This window comes from Psychrobacillus sp. FJAT-21963, assembly GCF_001420585.1.
In the GTDB taxonomy this organism is placed as follows: Bacteria; Bacillota; Bacilli; order Bacillales_A; family Planococcaceae; genus Psychrobacillus.
On the sequence record NZ_LJIY01000001.1, the window covers coordinates 492,193 to 515,790 of the forward strand.

General features: G+C 35.3%; 19 protein-coding genes and 1 pseudogene. 3 read left to right on the plus strand and 17 right to left on the minus strand.

The genetic code is table 11. The annotated features are described in order from the left end of the window. Positions 1 to 29 precede the first annotated feature (29 nt). The 10 genes from AN959_RS02215 to AN959_RS20900 all read right to left on the minus strand — a co-directional run bounded on the left by AN959_RS02215 (position 30) and on the right by AN959_RS20900 (position 10,448). Positions 30 to 1,088, minus strand: coding sequence for a dihydrodipicolinate synthase family protein (locus tag AN959_RS02215; protein ID WP_056827925.1), 1,059 nt, complete (start codon positions 1,086 to 1,088; stop codon positions 30 to 32). Next, complete coding sequence (locus AN959_RS02220) at positions 1,088 to 2,104, minus strand: NAD(P)-dependent oxidoreductase (RefSeq protein WP_056827927.1); 1,017 nt, start codon at positions 2,102 to 2,104, stop codon at positions 1,088 to 1,090. The genes AN959_RS02215 and AN959_RS02220 overlap by 1 nt, the downstream gene beginning before the upstream one ends. Before the next feature lie 12 nt (positions 2,105 to 2,116). Continuing rightward, positions 2,117 to 3,361, minus strand: a complete 1,245-nt coding sequence (locus AN959_RS02225) for an Nramp family divalent metal transporter (RefSeq protein WP_172794294.1) — start codon at positions 3,359 to 3,361, stop codon at positions 2,117 to 2,119. 268 nt (positions 3,362 to 3,629) lie between these two features. Then, entirely contained in the window at positions 3,630 to 4,625 is a 996-nt protein-coding gene (locus AN959_RS02230; protein WP_056827929.1) for an ABC transporter ATP-binding protein, read from the minus strand. Beyond that, the gene (locus AN959_RS02235; protein ID WP_056829095.1) at positions 4,622 to 5,608 is read right to left on the minus strand and encodes an ABC transporter ATP-binding protein; all 987 of its coding nucleotides are present in this window, start codon (positions 5,606 to 5,608) and stop codon (positions 4,622 to 4,624) included. Before AN959_RS02235 ends, AN959_RS02230 begins: the two co-directional genes overlap by 4 nt. Before the next feature lie 54 nt (positions 5,609 to 5,662). After that, a complete protein-coding gene (locus AN959_RS02240) occupies positions 5,663 to 6,556 on the minus strand; it encodes a serine hydrolase (protein ID WP_056827932.1) in 894 nt (297 codons plus the stop codon). Between the two features lie 20 nt (positions 6,557 to 6,576). Then, complete coding sequence (locus AN959_RS02245) at positions 6,577 to 7,377, minus strand: ABC transporter permease (RefSeq protein WP_056829096.1); 801 nt, start codon at positions 7,375 to 7,377, stop codon at positions 6,577 to 6,579. 131 nt (positions 7,378 to 7,508) lie between these two features. Then, entirely contained in the window at positions 7,509 to 8,429 is a 921-nt protein-coding gene (locus AN959_RS02250) for an ABC transporter permease (RefSeq protein ID WP_156350711.1), read from the minus strand. A gap of 47 nt (positions 8,430 to 8,476) precedes the next feature. Continuing rightward, positions 8,477 to 10,051 (minus strand): ABC transporter substrate-binding protein, encoded by a 1,575-nt coding sequence (locus AN959_RS02255; RefSeq protein WP_056827934.1) that lies wholly within the window; start codon positions 10,049 to 10,051, stop codon positions 8,477 to 8,479. A gap of 232 nt (positions 10,052 to 10,283) precedes the next feature. Beyond that, on the minus strand, positions 10,284 to 10,448 hold the full coding sequence (locus tag AN959_RS20900) for a hypothetical protein (protein WP_156350712.1): 165 nt from the start codon (positions 10,446 to 10,448) through the stop codon (positions 10,284 to 10,286). A 245-nt stretch (positions 10,449 to 10,693) separates the two neighbouring features. Here AN959_RS20900 and AN959_RS02260 point away from each other — a divergent pair, with 245 nt between their 5' ends. After that, a complete protein-coding gene (locus AN959_RS02260) occupies positions 10,694 to 11,368 on the plus strand; it encodes a hypothetical protein (protein ID WP_056827936.1) in 675 nt (224 codons plus the stop codon). 371 nt (positions 11,369 to 11,739) lie between these two features. On the opposite strand, the gene AN959_RS02265 is transcribed toward AN959_RS02260, so the two are convergent. From AN959_RS02265 to AN959_RS02275, 3 genes are all read right to left on the minus strand, one after another. Then, a complete protein-coding gene (locus AN959_RS02265) occupies positions 11,740 to 12,183 on the minus strand; it encodes a hypothetical protein (RefSeq protein WP_056827937.1) in 444 nt (147 codons plus the stop codon). Between the two features lie 500 nt (positions 12,184 to 12,683). Then, a complete protein-coding gene (locus AN959_RS02270) occupies positions 12,684 to 13,571 on the minus strand; it encodes a hypothetical protein (protein WP_056827939.1) in 888 nt (295 codons plus the stop codon). Between the two features lie 348 nt (positions 13,572 to 13,919). Beyond that, positions 13,920 to 16,151 carry a hypothetical protein gene (locus AN959_RS02275; RefSeq protein ID WP_056827941.1) on the minus strand — a complete coding sequence of 744 codons (2,232 nt, stop codon included), beginning with the start codon at positions 16,149 to 16,151 and terminating at the stop codon, positions 13,920 to 13,922. 203 nt (positions 16,152 to 16,354) lie between these two features. On the opposite strand from AN959_RS02275, the gene AN959_RS02280 reads away from it, so the two are divergent. Continuing rightward, complete coding sequence (locus tag AN959_RS02280; protein ID WP_056827943.1) at positions 16,355 to 17,176, plus strand: SLAP domain-containing protein; 822 nt, start codon at positions 16,355 to 16,357, stop codon at positions 17,174 to 17,176. Between the two features lie 309 nt (positions 17,177 to 17,485). Here the strand turns inward: AN959_RS02280 and AN959_RS02285 are convergent, their stop codons facing one another. Continuing rightward, on the minus strand, positions 17,486 to 19,708 hold the full coding sequence (locus AN959_RS02285; protein WP_056827945.1) for a hypothetical protein: 2,223 nt from the start codon (positions 19,706 to 19,708) through the stop codon (positions 17,486 to 17,488). A gap of 295 nt (positions 19,709 to 20,003) precedes the next feature. Here AN959_RS02285 and AN959_RS20520 point away from each other — a divergent pair. Beyond that, positions 20,004 to 21,004 (plus strand): annotated as a pseudogene (locus AN959_RS20520) (IS3 family transposase). A gap of 38 nt (positions 21,005 to 21,042) precedes the next feature. Here the strand turns inward: AN959_RS20520 and AN959_RS02300 are convergent. From AN959_RS02300 to AN959_RS02310, 3 genes are read right to left on the minus strand one after another with little or no spacing between them, the layout of a single operon-like run. After that, a complete protein-coding gene (locus AN959_RS02300) occupies positions 21,043 to 22,182 on the minus strand; it encodes an aminotransferase class I/II-fold pyridoxal phosphate-dependent enzyme (protein ID WP_056827947.1) in 1,140 nt (379 codons plus the stop codon). After that, positions 22,183 to 22,812, minus strand: coding sequence for an acetyltransferase (locus AN959_RS02305; RefSeq protein ID WP_056827949.1), 630 nt, complete (start codon positions 22,810 to 22,812; stop codon positions 22,183 to 22,185). A gap of 19 nt (positions 22,813 to 22,831) precedes the next feature. Further along, entirely contained in the window at positions 22,832 to 23,425 is a 594-nt protein-coding gene (locus tag AN959_RS02310; RefSeq protein WP_056827951.1) for a sugar transferase, read from the minus strand. Between the last annotated feature and the right edge of the window lie 173 nt (positions 23,426 to 23,598).

The window sequence follows — 23,598 nt, forward strand, 5'->3', positions numbered from 1 at the left end:
ACATCTCATCATGTGTCTTTTCCTCTTTCTTAATTTTCACTTTCCCTATTAAGAAAAGACTGAACGAATTCATCGTCATTTAACTCGGGATAGGTCACATAGACACGGTCAATTTCTTCTGACTGTCCAGAACTTAATACTTCATGATCCATTAAACACCAATTCCCTTGTAGAAGTCCTTGTCTTCTTAGAACCTCATTGATTCCAGCAATGCTTCCTTTAAAATCATTTTTGGAATCAAAGAATGCAGCGTTCGCATCTGTTACATTTTGAGCAATAGTAAACCATTTCTTATCGACTTGATTACTTTCACGAGCAAGTTTTTGTTGTTCAAACAATTTTACTGCTTCATGCGTCCATACGGACCAATGCCCCAAAAGTCCACCAACAATTTGTTTAGTTACTATTTTACCTTCTAGTTCAAAAGCATATGACGTAAACAAATCCGCAATAATATTATCGTCATTTCCTGTATAAAGCGCAATTTCATCTCTTCTGGAAGAAGCACACACAGCACGTAATACATCTAAAGTAAGATAACGATTGAATGGAGCAATCTTAATTCCTACTACGTTTGGTATTTCCGCAAACGATTCCCAAAAATCATAACTGAAAACTCGGCCACCTACAGCTGGTTGGAGATAGAATCCAAACACCGGCAACTCATTTGCCACTTCTTTCGTTCTTTCCAAAAGCTCCTTTTCAGAATATTCATTTAATCCACCGTTACTTAATAATACCATATCGTACCCAAGAGCTTTAGCTATTTTTGATTCTTCTATTGCTTGCTCAGTACCTCCACAAACACCTGCAATTTTTAAGAAGGGGCGTTGTAATTGTGCTTTCTCTACTTCCTCTATCGCAACTCTAAGAACCGTTTCATACAAATTAAAAGCAGGATCTCTAATTTCAAATTGAGTCGTATGAACACCTACAGCAATTCCACCTACACCAGCTTCCATATAGTATCTTGTCAATCTTCTCTGCGCCTTCTCATCCAGCTTTTTATCTCTAGTCAAGGCTAGAGGATGAGCTGGAATAAATGCTCCATCATGTAAATGCTTTATTAACTCAGGTGTTAATGCCATTAAAACTCCCCCTTCCTCTCTTGGAAGTGAGTTGGTTTATTAATCGTCTCTCCATCATTCGCAACCCAATCAGCTGTCCATTCAATCATTTCTCTTATGGAAACTCGCGGATAACCAAATAATTTATGCGCTTTGCTTGCGTTATTTAACAGTGCATTATCTTGCTCTGCTCCAACAAAGACGGGCTTTTTACCAAACAAGCGACCAAATTCGTTAGCGAGCCATCTAACGGAAAGTGTTTCTGGACCAGTTACATTAAGAATAGTTGGAGGTGTACTTGCCAGCAATAACGAGCGAATCGCATATTCATTTGCATCCCCTTGCCAAATAACATTTACATGCCCCATCGATAAATCAAGCGGCTTTTCGTTATAAACGGATCTAGCGATTTCAAGTATTACTCCATACCGCATATCAATCGCATAATTTAATCTAAAAATAGTAAGAGGTGTTTGATCCTTTTGGGAAAAATAAGTGAAAACTCTTTCCCTACCTAAAGAGGATTGGCCATATTCCCCAACTGGGGCAACTGGATGAAGCTCCTCACACCCTCCAAAATATACAGGCACTAATGGATATACATTCCCTGTTGAAAACGCAACAATATTGGAACCTTTAAAATGTTCTGCTACTCTACCAGGTAAATAAGCATTCATTGCCCATGTATAATGCTCATTACCAGTAGTCCCGAATTTATTACCAGCCATATAAATCACATTTTTCTCTACAGGTAGACGCTTCAACTCTTCTTCGTTTAGTAAATCTGCAGCAATTGTCTCGATTCCCGCGCTTTCTAAATCCTCTTTCAATGTCCCAGATGAAAAACGAGAAACACCGATTACTTTTTTATCAATACCAGCCTTTTCAATTGCTCTTTTTGCCATCACTGCAAGCGTTGGTCCCATCTTCCCACCTATACCTAGAATAATGATATTACCTTCTATTTTAACCATATCCTCAATCAAGGCTTCTGATGGTTCTGTCATTAAATTTTCTAATTCTTCTACTGTTTTCAACTTGTATCCCCCTTAAGAAAAAAAGATGTTTTTTACATTGTTAAACGCTAGATAGAACAAAACGAGCAGTCCAATAATCCCTAAAACATTACTTAGCATCTTATTCTTAAGCTCGCCCATCACTTTTTCATCATTTGCAACGACTAAAATGGAGATAGCGATGAAAGGTACAACAAAAATCGTCACTGCTTGTGCAAAGATAATTAAATTCAATGGTGCTGATCCAAAAACAATCCCAATCACAGAACCAAAGAGCATAACGAGAATGATTAAAAATTTTACTTTCATATTCGATAAGTTATTTCCTACTCCAAAACCGTCCGCCAATAAAGATCCACCGATTGTTGCATTTCCCATAAGAGATGAAAAGGATGCACCAAACAAACCAAGCATGAAAACAAATGTAGACCAACTTCCGAAAAGCGGTTCTAACGCCAACCCCATTTCAGTAGCATCATTTACGATAAGCCCCTGTGGTTTTAAAATTGTTGCAGCAGTAATCATAATAAGAAATGAAATAAAACCTAGAAGAAAAATTCCTAAGAATGATTCTTTTCTGCCACTACCAGCATCTGAAATCGTCCAGCCTTTTTCTTTTACTAAATAAGATTGATACAAGGCACCTACAATAGAAAAACTCGTTGCAAATAGCGCAATAATCAACCCTGTACTTCCTTTTGGAATCGTTGGGATGAACCCTTTAAAAATATCTACTAATGATGGCTGAACCAAAATTACTGTGATAAGAAAAGCAAGAAGCATAATGACTACTAAAACAAGCATTAGCTTTTCTAGAATTTGATAAAATTGTTTTGCAAACAACAAAGCAATGGATAAGAGCGTAAAAATGACAATCCAAACTGTCGGATTCAAATTAGTAACTGTAGATACGGCTATACCTGTACCAATCGCATTTCCTGCTTGAAAAGATGCAGTTACAAGAAAAGCTCCTATACCTATTAATAATCCTGCTGCAAATCCCCATTTTTCCTTTATGACTTCTATGAAACTCGATTTTGCCGCTATTCCAATTCTCGTACTCATTTCTGTGTAAACCATCATCAAAATGACAGCCAAAACGAGCGTCCATACTAATTGAGACCCATAAATCGCCCCTATTTTGGACGACAACGTAACACTACCGGGACCAAGCACCAACGCCGAAGTGATTAAAGCAGGACCTAGATAATTAAAAATATTTTTCTTTGTACGCACCTTACTACTTGTTACAGCTCCCAATTTTGCCCCTTCATTCAAACTAATTCCCCCTCAGATTAATTATTCTGAATACTCTATAATTATATTAACTTACCAAAACAATTAATGACATGACTTAAATTCGTCTTTAATTCTGCATCGAAAAATCCCAAAATATGGCTCATCGAGACAACTGATGGTGTGAACGCGACAACTTTCACTCCGAGGACGACAAACACCACTTGAACACGACCAAGCACTCGTCCAAAGCGACAAACTAAAAAACCTCTTCATCATTTATCGATAAAGAGGTTGCCTAAGTTTGTATTCATTTAAATTCCTTACTATATTCCTCATCATACATATGGCAACGAACAAATCTTCCTTCACTGACTTGTATTTCACGAGGTATAACACTTTCACACACAGCTTTTCGAAACTTGCAACGAGTATGAAAAGCACAGCCATTTGGTGGATTCGAAGGACTTGGGACGTCCCCGGATAAAATAATTCGTTCCTTTTTTACATCAGGATCAAGTGATGGAACTGCTGACATTAGTGCCTGTGTGTAGGGGTGGAGTGGATGTTGAAATAGTAGTTTTTTATCAGACAGCTCCACAATTTTTCCAAGATACATGACACCAATTCGATCACTTACGTGTTTAACTACACTTAAATCATGGGCGATAAAAATATAAGTAAGTCCGAACGTTTCTTTTAAATCTTGAAATAAATTTAAAATTTGTGCTTGAACAGATACATCTAAAGCGGAAACCGGTTCATCCGCGATGATTAATGCTGGATTAACCGCTATTGCCCTTGCAATCCCAATTCGTTGCCTTTGTCCACCACTAAACTCATGTGGATAACGGCCAATGTGGATTGGACTCAAGCCAACCTTTTTTAATAGTTCTTTTACCTTTTCTTTTCTTTCGTTAGCACTCTGACCGATTTGGTGGGTAGAGAGGGCTTCTCCTAGAATTGCTCCTACAGTCATTTTAGGATTGAGAGAGGCAAAGGGATCTTGGAAAACTATTTGCATATCGCTTCTCATTTTTCTTAAATCTGTTTGATTTAATGTTGTCACTTCATTTCCCTGAAACTTTACCGAGCCTTCCGTTGGTTCAATTAAGCGAAGGATACTTCTTCCCATTGTTGATTTTCCGCATCCACTTTCCCCAACTATACCAAGCGTTTCCCCTTTGCTCACAGAAAAACTAATACCGTCCACTGCTTTAATGACCTGAGTTCCCTTGTCAAAAAGGTTTTTCTTCATTGGAAAGTGAGTTTTCAAGTTCTTTACACTTAGTAAGGTCTGGTTCAAACAGTCACCCCCTGTTCCTCATACAACCAGCATCTAACAAATTGAGATTCTGTCTTGAATAATGGCGGGTTTTTCTCACGACATTTAGCATGTGCATGCTGGCAGCGAGATAGAAAAGGACATCCAGATTTAATTACACCTAGGTTTGGGACATTCCCTTCAATTGGAGTTAGTCTTTCCTCGTTTTCACTATCGATATTCGGAACGGATTTTAACAGACCAATCGTATAAGGATGCTTTGGTTGCTTAAAAATAGTACGTACGTCTGCTTGTTCCACAATCTGTCCATAATACATGACAATTACTCGATCTGCCATTTCCGATATTACGCCTAAATCATGGGTTATCAATAAGATGGCAGTATTATATTCTTTCTGCAATGTATTCATCAAATCTAATATTTGAGCTTGAATCGTTACATCAAGCGCAGTGGTCGGTTCGTCTGCAATTAGCAATTTGGGATTACAAGCCATAGCCATGGCAATCATAATTCTCTGCCTCATCCCCCCTGATAATTGATGGGGATACTCATCCACTATGCTTTCTGCCCGAGGTATACCAACCTTCTTTAGGATATCTATCGTTTTTTCCTTACTATTTGTTTTATTTGCTAGTCCATGTAAATAGAGGACTTCGCTAATCTGCTTTCCAATTTTATGCACTGGATTTAATGAAGTCATAGGCTCTTGGAAGATCATAGATATCTTATTTCCACGTATGGAACGCATCTTTTTTTCTGAAAATAAGTTCAGGTCTTCCCCTTCAAATATTATTTCACCTTCTATAAAACTAGCGCTTTTCTCTATTAGCCTCATCAAGGAAAGAGCAGTAACACTTTTTCCACAACCAGACTCCCCAACTAACCCTACTGTCTCTCCGTCATTAATATGAAAGGATAGATTCTTTACCGCTGAGATTCGACCTGCTTCCTCATCCTTAAAAGAAATATGAACATTTTCAACTTTTAATAATTCTGATTCCATTGGTTTGATTGTCAATAATCTACCTCCTAGCTCCTAGTTCGGAACCTATGCCTTTTATGGACGATTCATAAAATGTTGATAGGCTATTTCAGAAATACGAGCGATTGGTTCATCCCCTTTATACTCCAAGGAACTGCCAGCAGAATACACCGTAATGACAAATTCTCCTTTATCCTCGGGCAAATAAACGATACCAGTATCATTGAACATTGTTCCAAGACTGCCTGTTTTATTTGCTACTTTTTTATTTCTAGGCAATAACCCTCCAATACGTTGTTGAAAGTGCTGTTTAAACAAAATTTCGCGAATATCACTAGAGCACTCTTCTGACACAAATTCTCCTAAAGCAATTTTTTCGAGTAACAGGCTCATATCTTTAGCAGAACTTACATTATTCTCGGTGCTGTCTTGAAAAACAATGCTTTCCCAATCATATTCACCTTCTATGAGACGTCGTATTATTTCATCAAATAGTTCAAAACTATATGGCTGAGAAGGTATACCTACACTTAAACTGAGTAGCTCCCAAATAGTGTGTTTAGTGTATATATTACTTAAGCCTAGTTGATGCATTCTGTCTTGAACACGATCCGCTCCACCTACAATACTTAGCACCTTATCGGTAGCTAAATTATCACTCACAATAATCATCATTGTAGCTAAATCTTTTATTGTTGGTTGCACTCCATAATCCATTTCTTGGAACACACCCGAGCCCGGAACATAGTCTTCTTCTACTAACTTTATTCGTTCCTGCAAATCTATCTCGCCTTTATACACTTTTTCATATAATGTAGCTAAGATAGGAACCTTACAAACACTGGCCATTTGGAATAGTTGATTTTCTTGGATATTTACTTCCTCATTCGTTCCTAAATGTTTAATATATATGCCAAATGTAGCATCGATGTTTTCGATATAAGATTCTATTTTTTGTTGTAAACTCATACAAGTTCTACCCCCATCATTTAGTTCGACTTGGGATCTAAGGCATCCCTTAGTCCATCCCCCAATAAATTAAAGCCTAATACAACTAACATAATCGCAAGTCCTGGAAATAGTGTCATCCACCAAGCTTGACTTAAGAATGACTTTCCTACAAATACAAGTGCACCCCACTCTGGATTTGGAGGTTGCGCACCTAGTCCGAGAAAACTTAGAGAAGCAGCAGATAATATCGAGCTACCAAATTCTAACGTTGCTAATATAATAATAGGTGAAGTGACGTTCGGTAAAATGTGTTTACCTATTATCTTCCAATTTTTCACACCCAACGCTCTCGCTGCTTCTACATACTCTGATTCACGTATAGACAGAACAGAGCCTCTTACTACACGAACAAATGATGGGACAGTGGAAATAGCTACAGCTATCATTGCATTCGTTAATCCAACTCCTAGAACTGCTACTATAGCTATTGCCATAAGTAACGAAGGAAACGTCATGAGGATATCTATAAACTGCATAATATATATATCAAGTTTACGGTAATAACCTGCAATTACTCCCAAGATTACCCCAATTGTTCCTGAAAGAGTAACCGCGAAAAGCCCCATTAGTAAGGAAACTCGGCCTCCATGAAGCATTCTAGTCCAAATGTCTCTTCCAAACTCATCCGTACCTAACCAATGCTCTAGGCTTGGCCCTTGCAAACTATCCTCAAAACTCATTTCGTTCACTGGATACGGGGCAATAATTGGTGCTAAAGCCGAAGTTAGAATGAAAAAAAGTAATATGACTGAACCAATTATTGCTCCCTTGTTTTTCATGATTTTATTTAAAAAATTGAAAGATGATTTTGATTTAATATCTATTGAATCAGGATCAACAAATGAAAGATTATTGTCTTCTATCGACTTCAGCATGCTCTCTCCTCTCAAACGACCGCAATTTGTTTTGGTTATTCGTATTGAATACGAGGATCTAGTTTTGTATATAAGAGATCAACTACAAAGTTCACAATTATTATCATCGCAGCCATAAACAGTAGCAAGCCTTGAACCGTTGGGATATCTCTAGTAGAAATTGCAGATACGATTAAACTACCAAGCCCAGGAAGTGCAAACACTGTCTCAGTAACTACTGCACCTGCCATTAAGTAGCCAAATTGCATTCCGATTAAGGTTACAACAGGGATAATAGCATTTTGTAAACTATGCCTAAAAACCAAACGATATAAGCCCGCTCCTTTTGCTTTTGCAGTTCGGATATAATCCTGTTTAATGACGTCTAGCATACTTGATCTAGTCATTCTTGCTATACTACCTGCAGTACCCAACCCTAATGTAAGGGAAGGAAGAACGAGTGAATAAAATCCGCTATATCCTGAGATTGGGAAAATACTCAATTGATATGAAAATAGAAGTATTAAGAAAAGAGCAATCCAAAATCCAGGAGCGGAAATTCCAACTAAAGCAAGTAACATTGCAAGCTGATCGTAAATCGTATTTTTTTTAACTGCCGCTAGGACACCAATTGCAATTCCTGTTACGGATCCAAAAATCATGCTATATAATGCTAATTGTGCTGTAATAGGAATTCGATTTAAAATCTCTTCCACTACTGTATAACCTGTAATATAAGAAGTACCAAGGTCTCCTTGAACGGCGTTCAACATATAGGAAAAATATTGGGCTGGAATAGAACGGTCTAATCCTAATCTCACTTCTAATTCCTTTATCGATTCTTCCGTCGCATAGTCTCCTAATATATGATTAATAGGATTTCCAGGTATTAAATGAATAATTAAAAATACTAGAACTGATACCCCGATTATAGTGATTATCATTGTTAACATTCTTTTGAATAAATAGGATGACAAGTTAACGCCTCCTCTGCTAGTGGATTAGAAAACCTATTTCTAACTCCTTATTCCTTTACTTTTACAGTAGTCCACTCTATTGAACCGTCAATTGGATGTATTTCAAAACTTTCAAAATTGCGAATGGCAGTAATATTTTCCTTCACGTATAGTGGTACAAATGGAGACTCTTCCACTAACATTTCTTGTGCTTCTTCATATAGCTTTAAGCGAGCTTCTTGATCCATCTCAATTGCTCCTTTTTCCAAAATGCTATATATTTTTTCATTTTCATAGTGTAATCTTTTGGATTTGTCTTTACCGAAAAGTAAGAAATTCAATACATCTGCATCCGGCCAACCGAAGCTCCAAAGTAACATTTCATGTGCTCCCTTAGGTGTTTGCTCGATGATAGTAGCAGCTTCTTTTACTGAGATCGTTATTTTAATTCCTATTTCCATCAACTGATTTTGTATGACTTGTGCAGCCCTTTGATTGGCTGGATCATCATCGACCCATAAGTCTACTGAAAATTCCTCGCCGTCTTTCATCACAACTCCATCTTTATTTTTTTCATTCCATCCCGCGTCAGATAATAGCTTTTTCGCAGCGTCCGTATCCCTCGTATATTTGTCGATAGCCATTGTTTCTATTTTTTCACTGTATCCAAATGCTGCTTTTGGTAATGGACCAAATACTGCTTTTGCCTCACCGTCTAATGTATTTTCAATAATGGAATCTCGATCAATTGCAAGTGCAATTGCTTGTCTAACTTTAACGTCTTGGAAAATAGGTAGCTTATTATTCCATCCCAAGTAGCTTAAAACGTCGCCTGGAACTCTTTTAATCGTTACTTCCGAATCTTTTTCGAGATCTTCAATATATTGATAAGGAACATTTAACAAGACATCCACATTCCCTTTTTTAAATTCTAAAATTCTTGTCTCTTCATCCGGAATAAATCTGAACTTCACCCGATCAAAACCAGGTCCTTTATCTGCCCACTCAAAATCCTTATAAGGCTCATAAACAAGGGAATCGCCTCTTTTAATTTCTACTAGCTTCAACGGACCTGAACCACTTGGATTTTTCTCAAAACCTTCTCCGTCCGCTCCTAATACTGTTACATCTAAAGGTGCTAAGAACGGAGTCGTAGCATTAATAAAAAATGGTGCAAATTGATTCTTCCATTTAATTTTAAAAGAGTGTTCACTTAAAACCTCTATGTTTTCTATTTCACCTGCATTGGTGCTAAAAGGAGACGATGCTACTAATCTTTCAAATGATAGCTTAACAGCTTCTGCATTCACCGGTTTCCCCGAATGGAATACTGCATTTTCTTTCAGATTGAAAATAACTTCCTTCCCATCACCAATCACTTCGTAATCAGTAATTAGATTAGGAACAATGTTTCCATCGTTATCAAGTTTTAATAAAGTATCATATAAAGGTATATTCGCTTCGCCTGTAGATGAAGTTCTATGAATATCAACAGAGTCTGGCTCAGATACTAAACCAACAACGACTTCTCGGTTACTTCCCTCTTTCGAATTGCTATCCGATTTCTTCCACCAATTACACCCCGATAAGACAATCGTGACAATAAGCAACATCGTAAAAATTACAATTGACCTTCTCTTCATGAATTCTTGACCCCCGTATTTTTAATTTATATAACAAGAATGTCCTTTCCTTTATCCAGTTCTATCAACCCCCTTTGTTGAATTTAATAACATTTATATAATTGGAAAATAAAATCCTAGCTTGTACATTTTGAATTACAAATAATATATTCGTAATTTTCAAAATTTATGTACAGATACCTATCTAATTCCAATAAAAAGACTCTTAATCGATAATTCGATTAAGAGTCTTTTACACTTTGATTATTTCCACTGGCTCAGGTGGTTCCACTGGGTTCGTTTCACCTGGATTAGGATCTATTGGTGTTACAATTATTTCTGGTTTGCCTCCATTTAATAATCTTAACTTTACCTTGGAAGGTGTTTCATATTTAAAGGGCAGCATTCTTTTGAACAAATGCTCCAGCACCTACCCCATATAATCCTGTATCTGTTCCACTTGTCATAAACACCTGAGTATTTTCTGACAAGTACTATTTGATTAGATAAAAAATGTTGTGAATATAAGATTTATAGTTTTCATATAATCTGTATAACAGAGCTCACAAAGGGGGAAATTCGATTAAATGTTCTAATTGTGATCATGAACAAGTTTTTGGGAAGTTTTGCAGTATATGTGGAACTAAATTTGAGGAACCCATTTTGGATACCGAAAGTGTTGTATCGAGAACACGATCAGTGAAACAAACAAACGTCCATGTAGAAAATATTAAACGAAAAACAAAAATATATAGCTCATATTTTATGAAACAATTAAAAAAGCCCTCTCATGCAAACAACCCTGGAGAAAATGAGTTTACAAACAGTCTTGTTAGTATGATCTTATTTGTGGCACTTGTTACGATTTCACAATATTTATTTACAAATAATTTATTTTGGAGCAATTCACCAAGTTTTTTACCCTTTTTTATGGAAGTATTTTTACTTACATTCTTTATGATTGGGGTAGTTATTCTTTCTTTATTTCTCATTAGCAACTTTTTTGGTCCACAGCATTCATTTAAAGCAATTATTAGTTTTTATGGGGGTCAATTATCTCCACTCATAATTTTATCTATCGTTTCTATATTTCTAATGCTCGTAGAATCATTTACATATGGGAATGCCATTTTAACTATATCCCTAATTTTTGGTCTTTTTATACTCCCACTTTATGTAATTAGTTTTTTGCTTACAAGCAACCAATCTAGTGTTGACCCTCTCTACGGATTTATTTTATATATAATCACTTTTACTATTTTATTTATGCTTTTCGTCATCATTGTTGGTGATTCCAAGATAGGTGGATATTTTGATAATATGAACTATTTATTTTAAGATTCTGTTTCCTATCGCAAAACCTAAATTACACAACTAATTGCAACGCCATTAGTTAGAAGTAGCCAAATTTACAACTTTGGCTACTTCTTTTAGCGTTTAGCATAATACTAAAAACGGTAATTGGTTATCAAAATGGTAGCTCAATAATGACATTACAAGATGTAGCACTTTTACAAAATGATACAATCTATGGATCTACTCAATTGTGAGCAGGAATATCCTATTTGAATTATTATAATGAATAACGTAGACAAGAAAAATTAGACTACCTGAAACACTTAAATATAGTGTAATGGTAGCCTAATAAATGTGTTTTATATGTTGTCTCATATCGCTATGTCAGTCTATAAAGAGTCTTTTTTAATTAATTATTCTACAGAGATTACTTCCACTGGCTCAGGTGGTTCCACAGGGTTCGTTTCGCCTGGATTAGGATCTATTGGCGTTACAATTATTTCTGGTTTGCTTCCATTTAATAATCTTAACTTTACTTTGGAAGGTGTTTCATATTTTATGGAAGAACTCTTTTGAACAAATGCTCCAGTACCTACCCCATATAATCCTCCATGAACACTTTTATAGCTGTAAACCCGATATTCTTCTCCTTTTTTCAAGTCACGGATTTTTATTAAAGAGCCATCACTATTTAATTTCCACAGACTTGTGTTCGAAAGAATTGTGACTTTACCAAGTTGACCAATCTTTAGCTCTGTTTTACCCCACATCACTTTGGTAGCAGCACTTGCTTGATTAATACTTACAAATATCATGAGAATTAAAAGAATAAATGTTATAAAAAATTTTTTTATCAATTCATATTCCTCCTTTTATAATTATTCAAAAGTTCAGATACTNTTCTCTTTTTAAAATTTCTTTTATTTTCACATCTCATGCTCTCCCAAATTAAACTAAGAAGCTAATTTCTATTATTAATAAAACCTGTTAATAAAAAGCAGTTGAAGATATAACTTCAACTGCTTTGATTAATAAGTATTTGTATTTGTTTGTTGATCTTTGAAAAAAGAGTGTTAGAAAAAAGAAACTAATTACTACCGCAACAGACATTTCAACTATCATTGAATTGTATCCACTTGACAGCTTCATTATATATTCTAACTTTGTTTATGTACTTACCAAAAATACAAATTTTTTTAAAAAAATCCGCAAGGACTAATGCCCAAGCGGATTCTGTTATCGATTTTCTAAAACTTTGTTTAATAAACTAACAAGCCGAGTTTTTTTCTTACTTCGTATTCTTCCTTAAAACTTTGTGCATAAGATTTATCAAATCCATTCGCAACCAGGTCTATTTCTACTGTCCGCCAATTCCAACCGAATCAGGCGTTGTTGTAGATGGTTCATCAATCCCTACCGAATCAGGCGTTGTTGGAGTGACTGGAGGAGTCACTGGTGGCGTGATTGGTGGCGTTGGAGATGCATTGACTGCCTCTCTCACTTTTGCTACTTCAGCTAATAATGCAGCAATAAATTTATTTGTTGAAGCATTTGGAAGCTCCGTCAATAAGGCATCGATTTCTACAAAAGCAGCTTTTGCTTCTGCAGTTTTCCCCTCGGCTAATAAATTATTAATTTCTTTAATCTTCATATAAATTGTTACTGGCACCATTAATTCATCACGTTTGGAATCTGCAGTTTCTTTGTATCTATCTAACAACAAATCTCGTGCAGCTTTTCCAGAGAAGCGATATAAAATGGCTGATCTACCTTTTAATTGATAAGACAATTTATGATATTCTTTTTCCACTGTAGCAAAATCATTTCTTTCTTGTGCAGCATTGATGTTATTTAGGATTGGTGCTAAATATTTGGTTGCATAGTTATATGCATCAATATAAGGAATTAAACCTTTTAAAATTTTCTCGTTATATAAAGTATTAATCTCATCCAATTTCGATAGCTTTTGTCCAGAAGAAAGTTTAGAAGAAACTATCAATCCTCTATTTAGTTGATAATTTTTCTTTGCACTGTTTAGAGCTGGATATAATAAGCTACTTGGCACAAGGTCACCCGCCAGTGCTGGATACACATAATGCGTGGTACTTTTGTTTAATTCTGCCTTCACTTTGTTAATAGATTGATCTAGTGTAGTGGTATTCCCATAGGCAACTGATGAAAATGATAAAACTGAAGATGTTAACAATACCGCTGCTGCTGTTTGTTTCATAAATCTTCCTCTCATAATACTCCTCCTCTTGTGATTAGGTTAGTCGTTGAGAAATTATCAAATATTTCAACAATTACATGTTACTATCTAAGATTTAACATTTCAACTTTGAGTTCGATAGTCCTCGACATCTTTCGTCAAAATTTTCAATAAACTATTTACAAATGAATATTTTTGAGGTAATAAATGTCAAAAAATATAAAACTTTTTCCTTATAATAACATAGACTTTTTCGCTTATTTATTTACTATCTACCTGTAATACCAAATGTTTACTGAAAGGTCCATAAAATATCTTAGAGAATATCTTAGAGAATAGAAAATGGAGAGCCGGATATATGGACTCTCCAAAAATTTTTTTATGCTACCTAGAAAGCAAAGTCCCTTTCCATTGTGATTGTTCAACATTGTATGATAGTTGATCTTGGTTTACTAGACCCTCAGTACCTATAATAATTAACGAAGCAGAATTATAGGAGAAATTAGATTCTAAAGAAATAAAATCAATTACTTTAAGTGTATCACTATCAACATATTCAACTTTTAATTCAGCAGATTTACCATAACCATCATTAACCGTAATGGTTCCAGTTATATCTTTTTTGAATTCATGACCATAGGTTGGATTTAAGAAAGTGAAATCAAATGTATCATATATTGTTAATCCGTTATTATCTAGATCATTTAAAGTAATTTCTGTAGAAGCAAATGCTCCTTCGTTAATGATAGCTGTAGATGGAGTCGTTGGATTTTCAGAACCTTCACCATTCTGCCCATAATTACCAGGGGCATATTGATATGCTTCAAATGTATTTGCTTCATTTTGTAATAAACTAACTGAGCCATAGGTCCATTCCCCATTATCATCTACTTCTGTAGTACCAAGAAATATGCCATTAAGATATAGATGGACTGTATATTCGGCTTGAGCTGTACCACTGATGATATAACTAGAACCATCGTATGTCACAGGAGTATGCGCTGGGTTTGTAATTTCCAATTTAGCTGCTTCGGTTATGTCTGATGTTAAATTCCAAGTAGAATTGTTTTCTGGTTTTATTTCATAACCAATAGTAAGTGCATCACCATTTGAAATTGCCTTTTCAAATACTTCTTGTGGTACATTTTGTCCACGAATGAAAAATAAATCGTTGGAATCCCATTTATATTTATATCCGTCTGAATACACATAGTCACTCTCTAGATATATGTGTGTGCCATTGATAACTACCGTATAGAAATTACTTGTATTCTGTAACTGGAAAAAGTGAGTTATTGGTGCTTTTTTACTCGTTTGATTTCCATCTAGTTTTTGTATTGTTGGCTGAACATGTGTGACAGAGGTTAAGTTTCCTGCTTCAATAATAAAGGCTAAATTCCCGTTTGGATCGGTGTAGGTTGTTGCTTCTTGTCCCTCTATTCCAAAGTTACCATTTGCAGAAGTAATCCTCGCAGTTGTAGAAGTCGTATCATTGTCTGGATTTGCATCACGCAAACTTATAAGTACTCTCCCGAGATAAGGAGAGCCGTCCGAATTTGTTAATTTAGCACTATATATACGATTATTTGTTGTTTCAAGGTATGCAACATCAGATTCACTTAACAATATACCAGTAGTATCAGGTTTTGCCTCTGTAACAAAATTCACCTTATAATCTTTCCAAGTGATCGTATAGTTTGTAGAACTGTTAAGATCAGAAGTTGTTAATATTACTGATTTTTTGTCATCCGATAATTTTGCATTTTGTATTGTTTCTCCTGAAATTTTAAATTGCCCCGCTTCTAGCCCAACTAATGGAATGGAATATTCTTTTGAGAAGTTAATAGTTACACTATTTTTTCCGTCAGTAAAAACGGAAAGTGGTTTAAGTGGTAATGACGCTAATATATCATTGTATGTTCTTGTTAATTGGCTTTCAAAAGTAAAGTTTGCAGCATTAAGATTTAAGTAGAAAACGGCTTTGTCTAATTCAAAAGCAGCTTCTTCTAGCTTGTTTTCTTTAATATAATTGGAAGCCTTATCTAAATGCATTTTCACTGTTACATCATAATTTACTTGATTTATCAACTTTTCCATAGCAAGCTTCACAGCATTTCGGATGCCATCTCGAGTGGATTGCCCATAGACTCGGTCTAGGAGTTTCACTTGTTTCCGATATTCAGCAGTTACTGTGTGATAAGCGGATTCTACTTGTTCAAGGTCTTTCGAATTAATAGCTTTTCGAAGGTTGTTTGTTAGGCTTACAATCTTTTCACTTGATGTAATCGCATCTATGTAAGCTTGCGCACGCTTTACTTGAATTTTGGGCTCTACTAGTTTAGATTGAATGCTTAATTTTTCAGAGTTTGACAGTTTGCTAGCTGCATTTTCTGCTGCGAGGATAGTTATTTTAGCCGTATTGTATTGATTATAGGGGCGAGTTTTAAAATCTGCAGAACCTTCTACTGAAATAGCCCATTTTAATATCGTTCCTGCATTTTGTGCGTCTGTTACTAATTGGTTTATATTCATCGCTGCACCAGCTTGTTCTGTTGGTGATAATATAAAAGCAACAATAGTAATTAAACATGCAATTTTTATAGCAATATTTCTCATTTTATTCTCCCTTAACTAGTATCTCTCTAGATGTTTCTTTCTATATTTAAGTCTAACATGAATATATTGCCTTCTTACTGTCCAAAAACAACGTAAATTGTAAAAAACATACAATGTTAATTACCATAGATTGGATCAGATGATTAAATCTTTTAATATGCTATAATAATAGTATGTTATCTAGAAAAGAAAGGAATTTACTCATGACAAATTCTCCTAAAACATATAAAACAGAAATAGATTTTTCGGTTGATTGGGACATCCCAACACAAGAAAAATATATATTTCAATTCTACCATCAGCAATTAGAAGACTTAGTGGCTAATCAGTTACACGTACACGGCGTGAAATTATACACAGTAGATTCTGGAATTGTTGTAACTGCTATTATTAGACACTCATTACCAAAGAAATTACGACTAGACCAGGTAGTATTAGTAGTAAAAGATACTAAAGGAAAAGAACTTGCGAAGAAGCAATTTGATATGCAGCTATTTGGAGAGCTTGAGCCATGTACAGCTAGACCATGGAACTTCTTATTTGAAATGGAGGACTTATTAGTTCCTTATGATGAAATAAAAAATGAAATGGAATTTGAAATGGCATTTGAGTATTATGAAAAAGTTGTGAAAGACTTCGAATTATTCTTAGATGAAAATTGGTCTAATGGCCTTTCAGAAGATCAAAAAAATTATGTACACGCTCTAGTTTCGACTTTAGAGCCCCTTAAGGAAAATGAAATATCAATTGTCGGATTCCATTTTCATGAATCAGAGGATGCAATTAATATTTATATCATTATTCGTAATTCATATTCTCAGGACTTAACAATCGATAACCTACCAATTCAACTGTTTGATGCACTTGGGGATTTAGTATGTAAACTTGGCTTCCCACTCGGACAATTTAGTATTGCATCAAAGCAAGCAAGACCGATTAGTTTGTCTTTCTCGAAAGAAGTATTCCAAAAAGAAAATCCTGATTTCAGTACTTGGAAGATTGAAATGATTCCACAAACTTTATAAAAATATCTATCTTATTAAACTGTACATTCTACATTATTAGATATAATTTAAATAAGAAACCCCTTATGCTTCTTTTGTTTGCATAAGGGGTTTTAAAGATTTTACAGCCATAAGATCCATCATTGTTAATATGGGTACACGAAAACAAAAAAGCCCCTTAACCGATCTTTCGTTAAGGAGCATAGAATTTATACAGCTTTCTCGGTTTCCATGGCTTTCACTAATAACAGTTCTCCATATAATATTTTTTAGGAATCATCTGTATTTCTCTCGAAGATTAGGAAGATTGCAATTATTTAATAAATACTCTTAATATTCCTTCACTTGGAATCCCGTATTCACCTTCAAGTTTAAACCATAGGTATTCGTTATACCATCGATTGCGACTACGTCTAGTGGGCCAGATAATATTGCATCCTTACCGTTCACTAAAACGTTGCTAGCATTTCCAAATTTAATTTGAAAACCGTTTGTTGCGTTTGCGAAGACAGATCCACCCATATTATTTGTATATTGAGCTTTTGTTCCGTCCTCATCTAATACCGTGATAGTAGCATTCGCTGCAAGTACTACTTGATCCTGCACTAATGCCACACCATTTGTATTTTTAACAGGAGCAATTGTAAAGGTTATCGCTTCGTTTGTTAAATTATTATCAGCAGTTGCGCCATTACTAATAGATAAGAGATCAAATGGTCCTTCAATAATTCTTAGAGACATCCCACTAGCATATGCAGTTGGTGTTGCACTACCTGCAACTTGCTGAACAATATAAAAGTCATTGATTGCATTTTGATCTATTGTTACTCCAAATTTCCATGCTCCTGATGTACTAATTCTTGCTTTTCCAAGATAGGTACCCGTATTTTTAAAGATGAAAACATCATAGTTTGGTTGACCAGTACCAGACAACTCTATTTGTCTTCCAATCATTCGATAACCAACAACCGATTTATAAGCAAATTTAGAATCAAACAACAATGGAACCGAATAAAAGTTTTGTGTGATATCAAATTCAGAGGAAGCTGTTGAGCGATAATTTATACTTACTGAATCATCTGTGTTTAAAGCTGCTTTAAAAGTATCAAGGGGTACCGCGATTCCTTCATTTTTAAAAATATCACTTGATCCTTTTAGATTATATTTTAATCCATCTGTTGTGATAAAATAGTTGCCATTTGCATTCACAAAAAGGATTTTTTTATTTGAAACAGATCCATCTTTAGCAAGAGCGTAAAAATTCATATATGCAGATGTTCTTGTTTCTATGACCTTATTATTCTCAATTCGGTTAAAACTAATTACTTTGTCAATTACGGGAGTATTTATATTATTTGCAGTAAAAGTAATCGTAATAACTCCATTTTTATCAGGCAGAGCATTTACACTCTTTGAACCCGCAACGACATTTTCTATACCATTGATCGTTAACAATTTTATTCCTGCTGGTATATCAATACGCACAGGATTACTTCCATATGTGCCTCCAAAAGTGCCAACTAATGAAAGGACTTCAGATGTTTCTCTATATTGAGTAGTCGTATTTCCAATTTGAATTGGCACAATGCTACCTGGAACTGTAAAGTTAGCAGAACTTCCTTTATATTTCAAAGTGTATTTTATTCCAGGGTTTTGAGCAGTAGTCGTTAATGTAACTGTTGTTCCGTCTTTACTTAAAGAAGAATTTGTAACTGTTAATGAGTTATCGAATGAAAACTCAGAAGTTTGGATATTAGAAACAGTTTTATTCAACTTCACCGTTACAGTCGTGTTATCTACTCGAGAAATAGAAACTATTTGAACAGGCAAAGAATTAGATACATCCACAATATTTTTTCTTAGAGTACTTTCCCAAACCATTACATTTGAATTAATAATCGATTGAGCATTCTCCAATTTTTTAGACGCATCTTGATACTTTCCAACTCGGATATCAGCTGCAGCCGCCTTCGTATACATATGAACCGTTACATCATTCTTCAAATAGTTTATTAACTGTTCTGCTGGTCCTTTTACGACATTACGGATTTTATCACGTGTTGACTGACCATATACTCGGTCCAATAAAATCGTTTGTTTACGGAACTCCGCAGTCATTTCATGATATTTGGTTTCCACTTGTTCTAAATTATTTGTAGTGGCAGCTTGAGAAAGTGCAGCCCTTTTTTCTTCTATTTTAGTACTTGCCGTAATTGCATCAAGATACCCTTGAGCTCGTTGAAGCTGCGTTTTTGGCTCAATTAACTGAGCCTCAAATTTTAACTTATCCGAATTGCTTACTCCTTTAAGAGCAGCCTCCACATTGGCAATCGCTGTTTTGGCAGCATTAAATTGACTCCATGGCTGCGTCACTCCATCCGCAGAACCCTCAATAGAAATAGCCCACTTTAATACAGTACCCGCTTTTTTCGCATCACTTACTAGTTTTTCAATGTTTGTTGAAGCATCTGCCTGTTGCTCTGGTGCCCCTGCAACAAATGCCGATGCAGCTATCGATGTTGCTACTATAATCTTAGTTGTTTTATTGTTCATAAGTAATCTCTCCCCATTCTCACATTCCCATTGACTCATATATAATTATACAATATTGCATTAATAAATTTTGGACATGTTTCTATATATTTCTAAATTTGATATTACACACTATTTTATTCTACATGGAATTATCATTATCCTTTTTTAAAATTTAAACTATTTTGTACGACATATAAAAATAAATTTTTTCACTTATATAAGGAAAAGACACCATAGATTGAGACATATAAAAACACCTTGAGTTGAAAAAAGGGTATACATTACCTAAAACTAACTTTGAGGTGTTATTTTTATGGGTACAAGAGTAAGTTATCCAGTAGAAATTAAATTAAGAGCAGTGGAATTACGATTAGCAGGAGTACCTGTGAAAGAAGTGATGGAACAATTAAATATACGAAACAGAACACAACTCAAAAAACATCGATGCGATGCTATCGGAGTGGTGGAACACATCGTTTTGAACAACCTGTTGGCAAGCAGTATTCCTTCGGAAAAGGTCCAAATAATGTAAACGAAACAGCCCAGTTACAAGTTAAGAATCGTTATTTACAATATCAGATAGAGGTACTAAAAAAGTACATAGAGTTGGAGAGGAAGTGGTACGAGAAGTAGCGGTTAAATAGTGGAGGAATTGAAAGGAACGATGTCGACTAAGGAAATTTGTAAGCATTTTGAAATTACTTGCTTCATATATTATCGTTGGAAGAAGAATCATCAAAAGGAAGCTTCTAAACAATCGATGGAACGTAGAATCGGTGAGCTATGCGGTCAGTTAAACTTTCGATATGGGTATCGCAAAATTATGACTATTTTACGCAAAGAAATAAGCATAAATCATAAAGTAGTGCAGCGTGTCATGCAAAAATATAGTTGGAAATGTCATGTGAAAGTGAAGAAATGGAAACAAATAGGACACCCTTCTTTGTATAACTATGAAATCATCGTATTTACAATTGGCGACTATCAAAATACAGATTTTGTATTGGATACGCAACACCAGATACCGACTTTGCCAAAAGGTTGTACTTTGCATAGTGATCAAGGATCTCTTTACACCTCGTATACGTATCAACAGATGTAAAAGAAAAAGGCATTATCATGAGCATGTCCCGTATGGGGACACCCGCTGATAATGCTCCAGTTGAGTCGTTACACGCATCACTAAAGTCGGAAACATTCTATCTCGAAGACTTGAAACACACTACGTCGTCAATCGTAGAGCTCACTGTCAGAGATTATATTAATTATTATAACAATATCCATATTCAAACAAAACTAAAAAAGGGCACATAACTATATTCTTAGTTACATGTCCTTCAGTAGAAAAAATATTATTTTAGAGTGTTCAATAAAACATTAATCACTTTCTCTTGTTGCTCAAATGTCATTTTAGAATCAGAAGGTAAACATATTCCTTGTTCAAATAGAATCTCACTCACTGTTTCATCTTCAGAATGAGGATAGAACTTGCATCCTTCAAATACTGGTTGCAAATGAAGTGGTTTCCATACTGGTCGTGCTTCTATGTTTTCTCCATTTAAAACATCAAGTACTTCATAAGGGGATATTTTAATCTTATCAGGATCTAGCAACATCACACTCAACCATCTATTAGAAAATGTCTCCTCTAATTCTGGCATAAAAGTAACTCCATCTATTAAACTTAGAGCTTTTTCATATCTCTCAAAAATCGCACGTTTTTGGGATACACGTTCATCGAGCACTTCAAGTTGTCCTCTACCTATCCCAGCCAGCACATTACTTAAACGATAGTTATACCCAATGACACTATGTTGATAATGCTTTGCTGTATCTCGGGCTTGAGTCGCTAAGAAGCGAGCGTGTTTTAATGCTTCCAAATCATCTGAAACAAGCATGCCTCCACCAGAAGTTGTGATGATTTTGTTTCCATTGAATGAATAAATACCGTACTTACCAAAAGTTCCACTTTTCTTCCCTTTATATGTAGAGCCTAATGATTCTGCAGCATCTTCCACGACAGCAACATCATAGCGATTACAAATTCCCATGAGATCATCCATCTTTGCACTTTGTCCATATAAGTTAACGATAATAACCGCTTTCGGAAGCTTTCCTTCTGAATCAGCTTCCATAAAAGCTCTCTCCAAAGCTTGGGGGGACATATTCCATGTATCCCATTCGGAATCAATGAATACCGGTGTTGCACCACGATAAACAATAGGATTCGCACTAGCAATGAAAGTCAAACTAGAACAAAAAACAGAATCCCCTGTTCCTACTCCTAGTAGATTAAGTGCTAAGTCAATCGCAGCAGTCCCCGAGCTAACAGCAGCTGCCCCATTAACGCCTACATACTCAGCAAGCTCTTTTTCGAACTCATCCACATTCGGTCCAAGTGGAGCAATCCAATTCGTTTCAAATGCTTCATTTATGTACTTTTGCTCGTATCCACCCATATGTGGGGAGGATAATAAGATTCGTTCACTCATTTATAAGCCTTCTCTCTTAATCACTTTAGCTGGAACTCCAACTGCAGTAACATTGGATTCAATATTAGATATTACTGAAGATCCTGCCCCAACAGTTGTCCATGAGCCAATAACAATGCTAGGTATAATAGTAGTACCAGCTCCAACATGACTACCTTGTCCGACTTTCACATTTCCAGTTAATATAGCTCCTGGAGATATATGCGTGAAATCCTCGACTACGCAGTCATGCTCAATTACACTATTCGAGTTAATAATAGTATGGAAGCCAATAGAAGCATCTGCATTTACAACAACCCCAGGCATTACAACCGTCCCATGACCAACTTTTACAGAACCACTCAATATTGCACTACTGTGTATAATTACTGCATATTTCTCATTTGAAATACCTAGTCGTTCCACAATACTCTTCCTTATTGGATTAGACCCTATAGAGATAACTACTTTTACTTCATCGGTCAATAATTCCTCAATAAGTGCAACAGGTCCTTTAACAATATGGGCCTCATAAAACTTCACTTTGTATCGATCGTCTAACATAGCAATAACACTTCCACCTTGAGAACGTATACAGTCTTCAATTACCTTTGCGTGTCCACCATCCCCAATTAGGATAATTTTCTCCAAGATGCATACCTTCTCTCCGTTAGTCTTTACTTCCTTCAAACTTTGTCATCGTAGCCTGTCCTTCTTGACTAATCCCTTCACTTACAAATACTTTTTTCATAGTTATTAACAATATCTTCATATCTAACCAAAATGATCGATTCTCCACATACCAAACATCTAACTCGAACTTCTCTTCCCATGAAATTGCATTACGACCATTTACTTGAGCCCAGCCTGTAATGCCTGGACGAACATTATGTCGTTTCGCTTGTCGTTCATTGTATAAAGGTAAATACTCCACTAATAACGGGCGTGGCCCAACAAAGCTCATATCGCCTTTTGTTACATTCCATAACTGTGGTAACTCATCTAAGCTCAATTTCCGAATCATCTTACCGAATGAAGTTAGACGAACATCATCTGAAAGTAACTCCCCATTCTTATCCCGTTCATCTGTCATTGAACGAAATTTATATACAAAAAATGATTTTCCATTCAAACCAGGTCGTTCTTGTTTGAATATAACCGGAGAGCCTATACTTCGATAAATAAATAACACCAAGATCCCAATAATAGGTAACAAAAATATAAGTACTATTAAACTAACAACAAAGTCAAATAATCTTTTCATAATAACTCTCTCAATTCTAATTTTTTCAAATTTTCAGAATTCATCTACTTGGATAAAATCCTTAGCCACATATTAAGGCAGTTTCCTAAACAACTTACCAAACCGTTTTTGCACAATGACAATACTTATACTTCATGAAAACAATAGATATAATTTTTTATTATTTTATAACA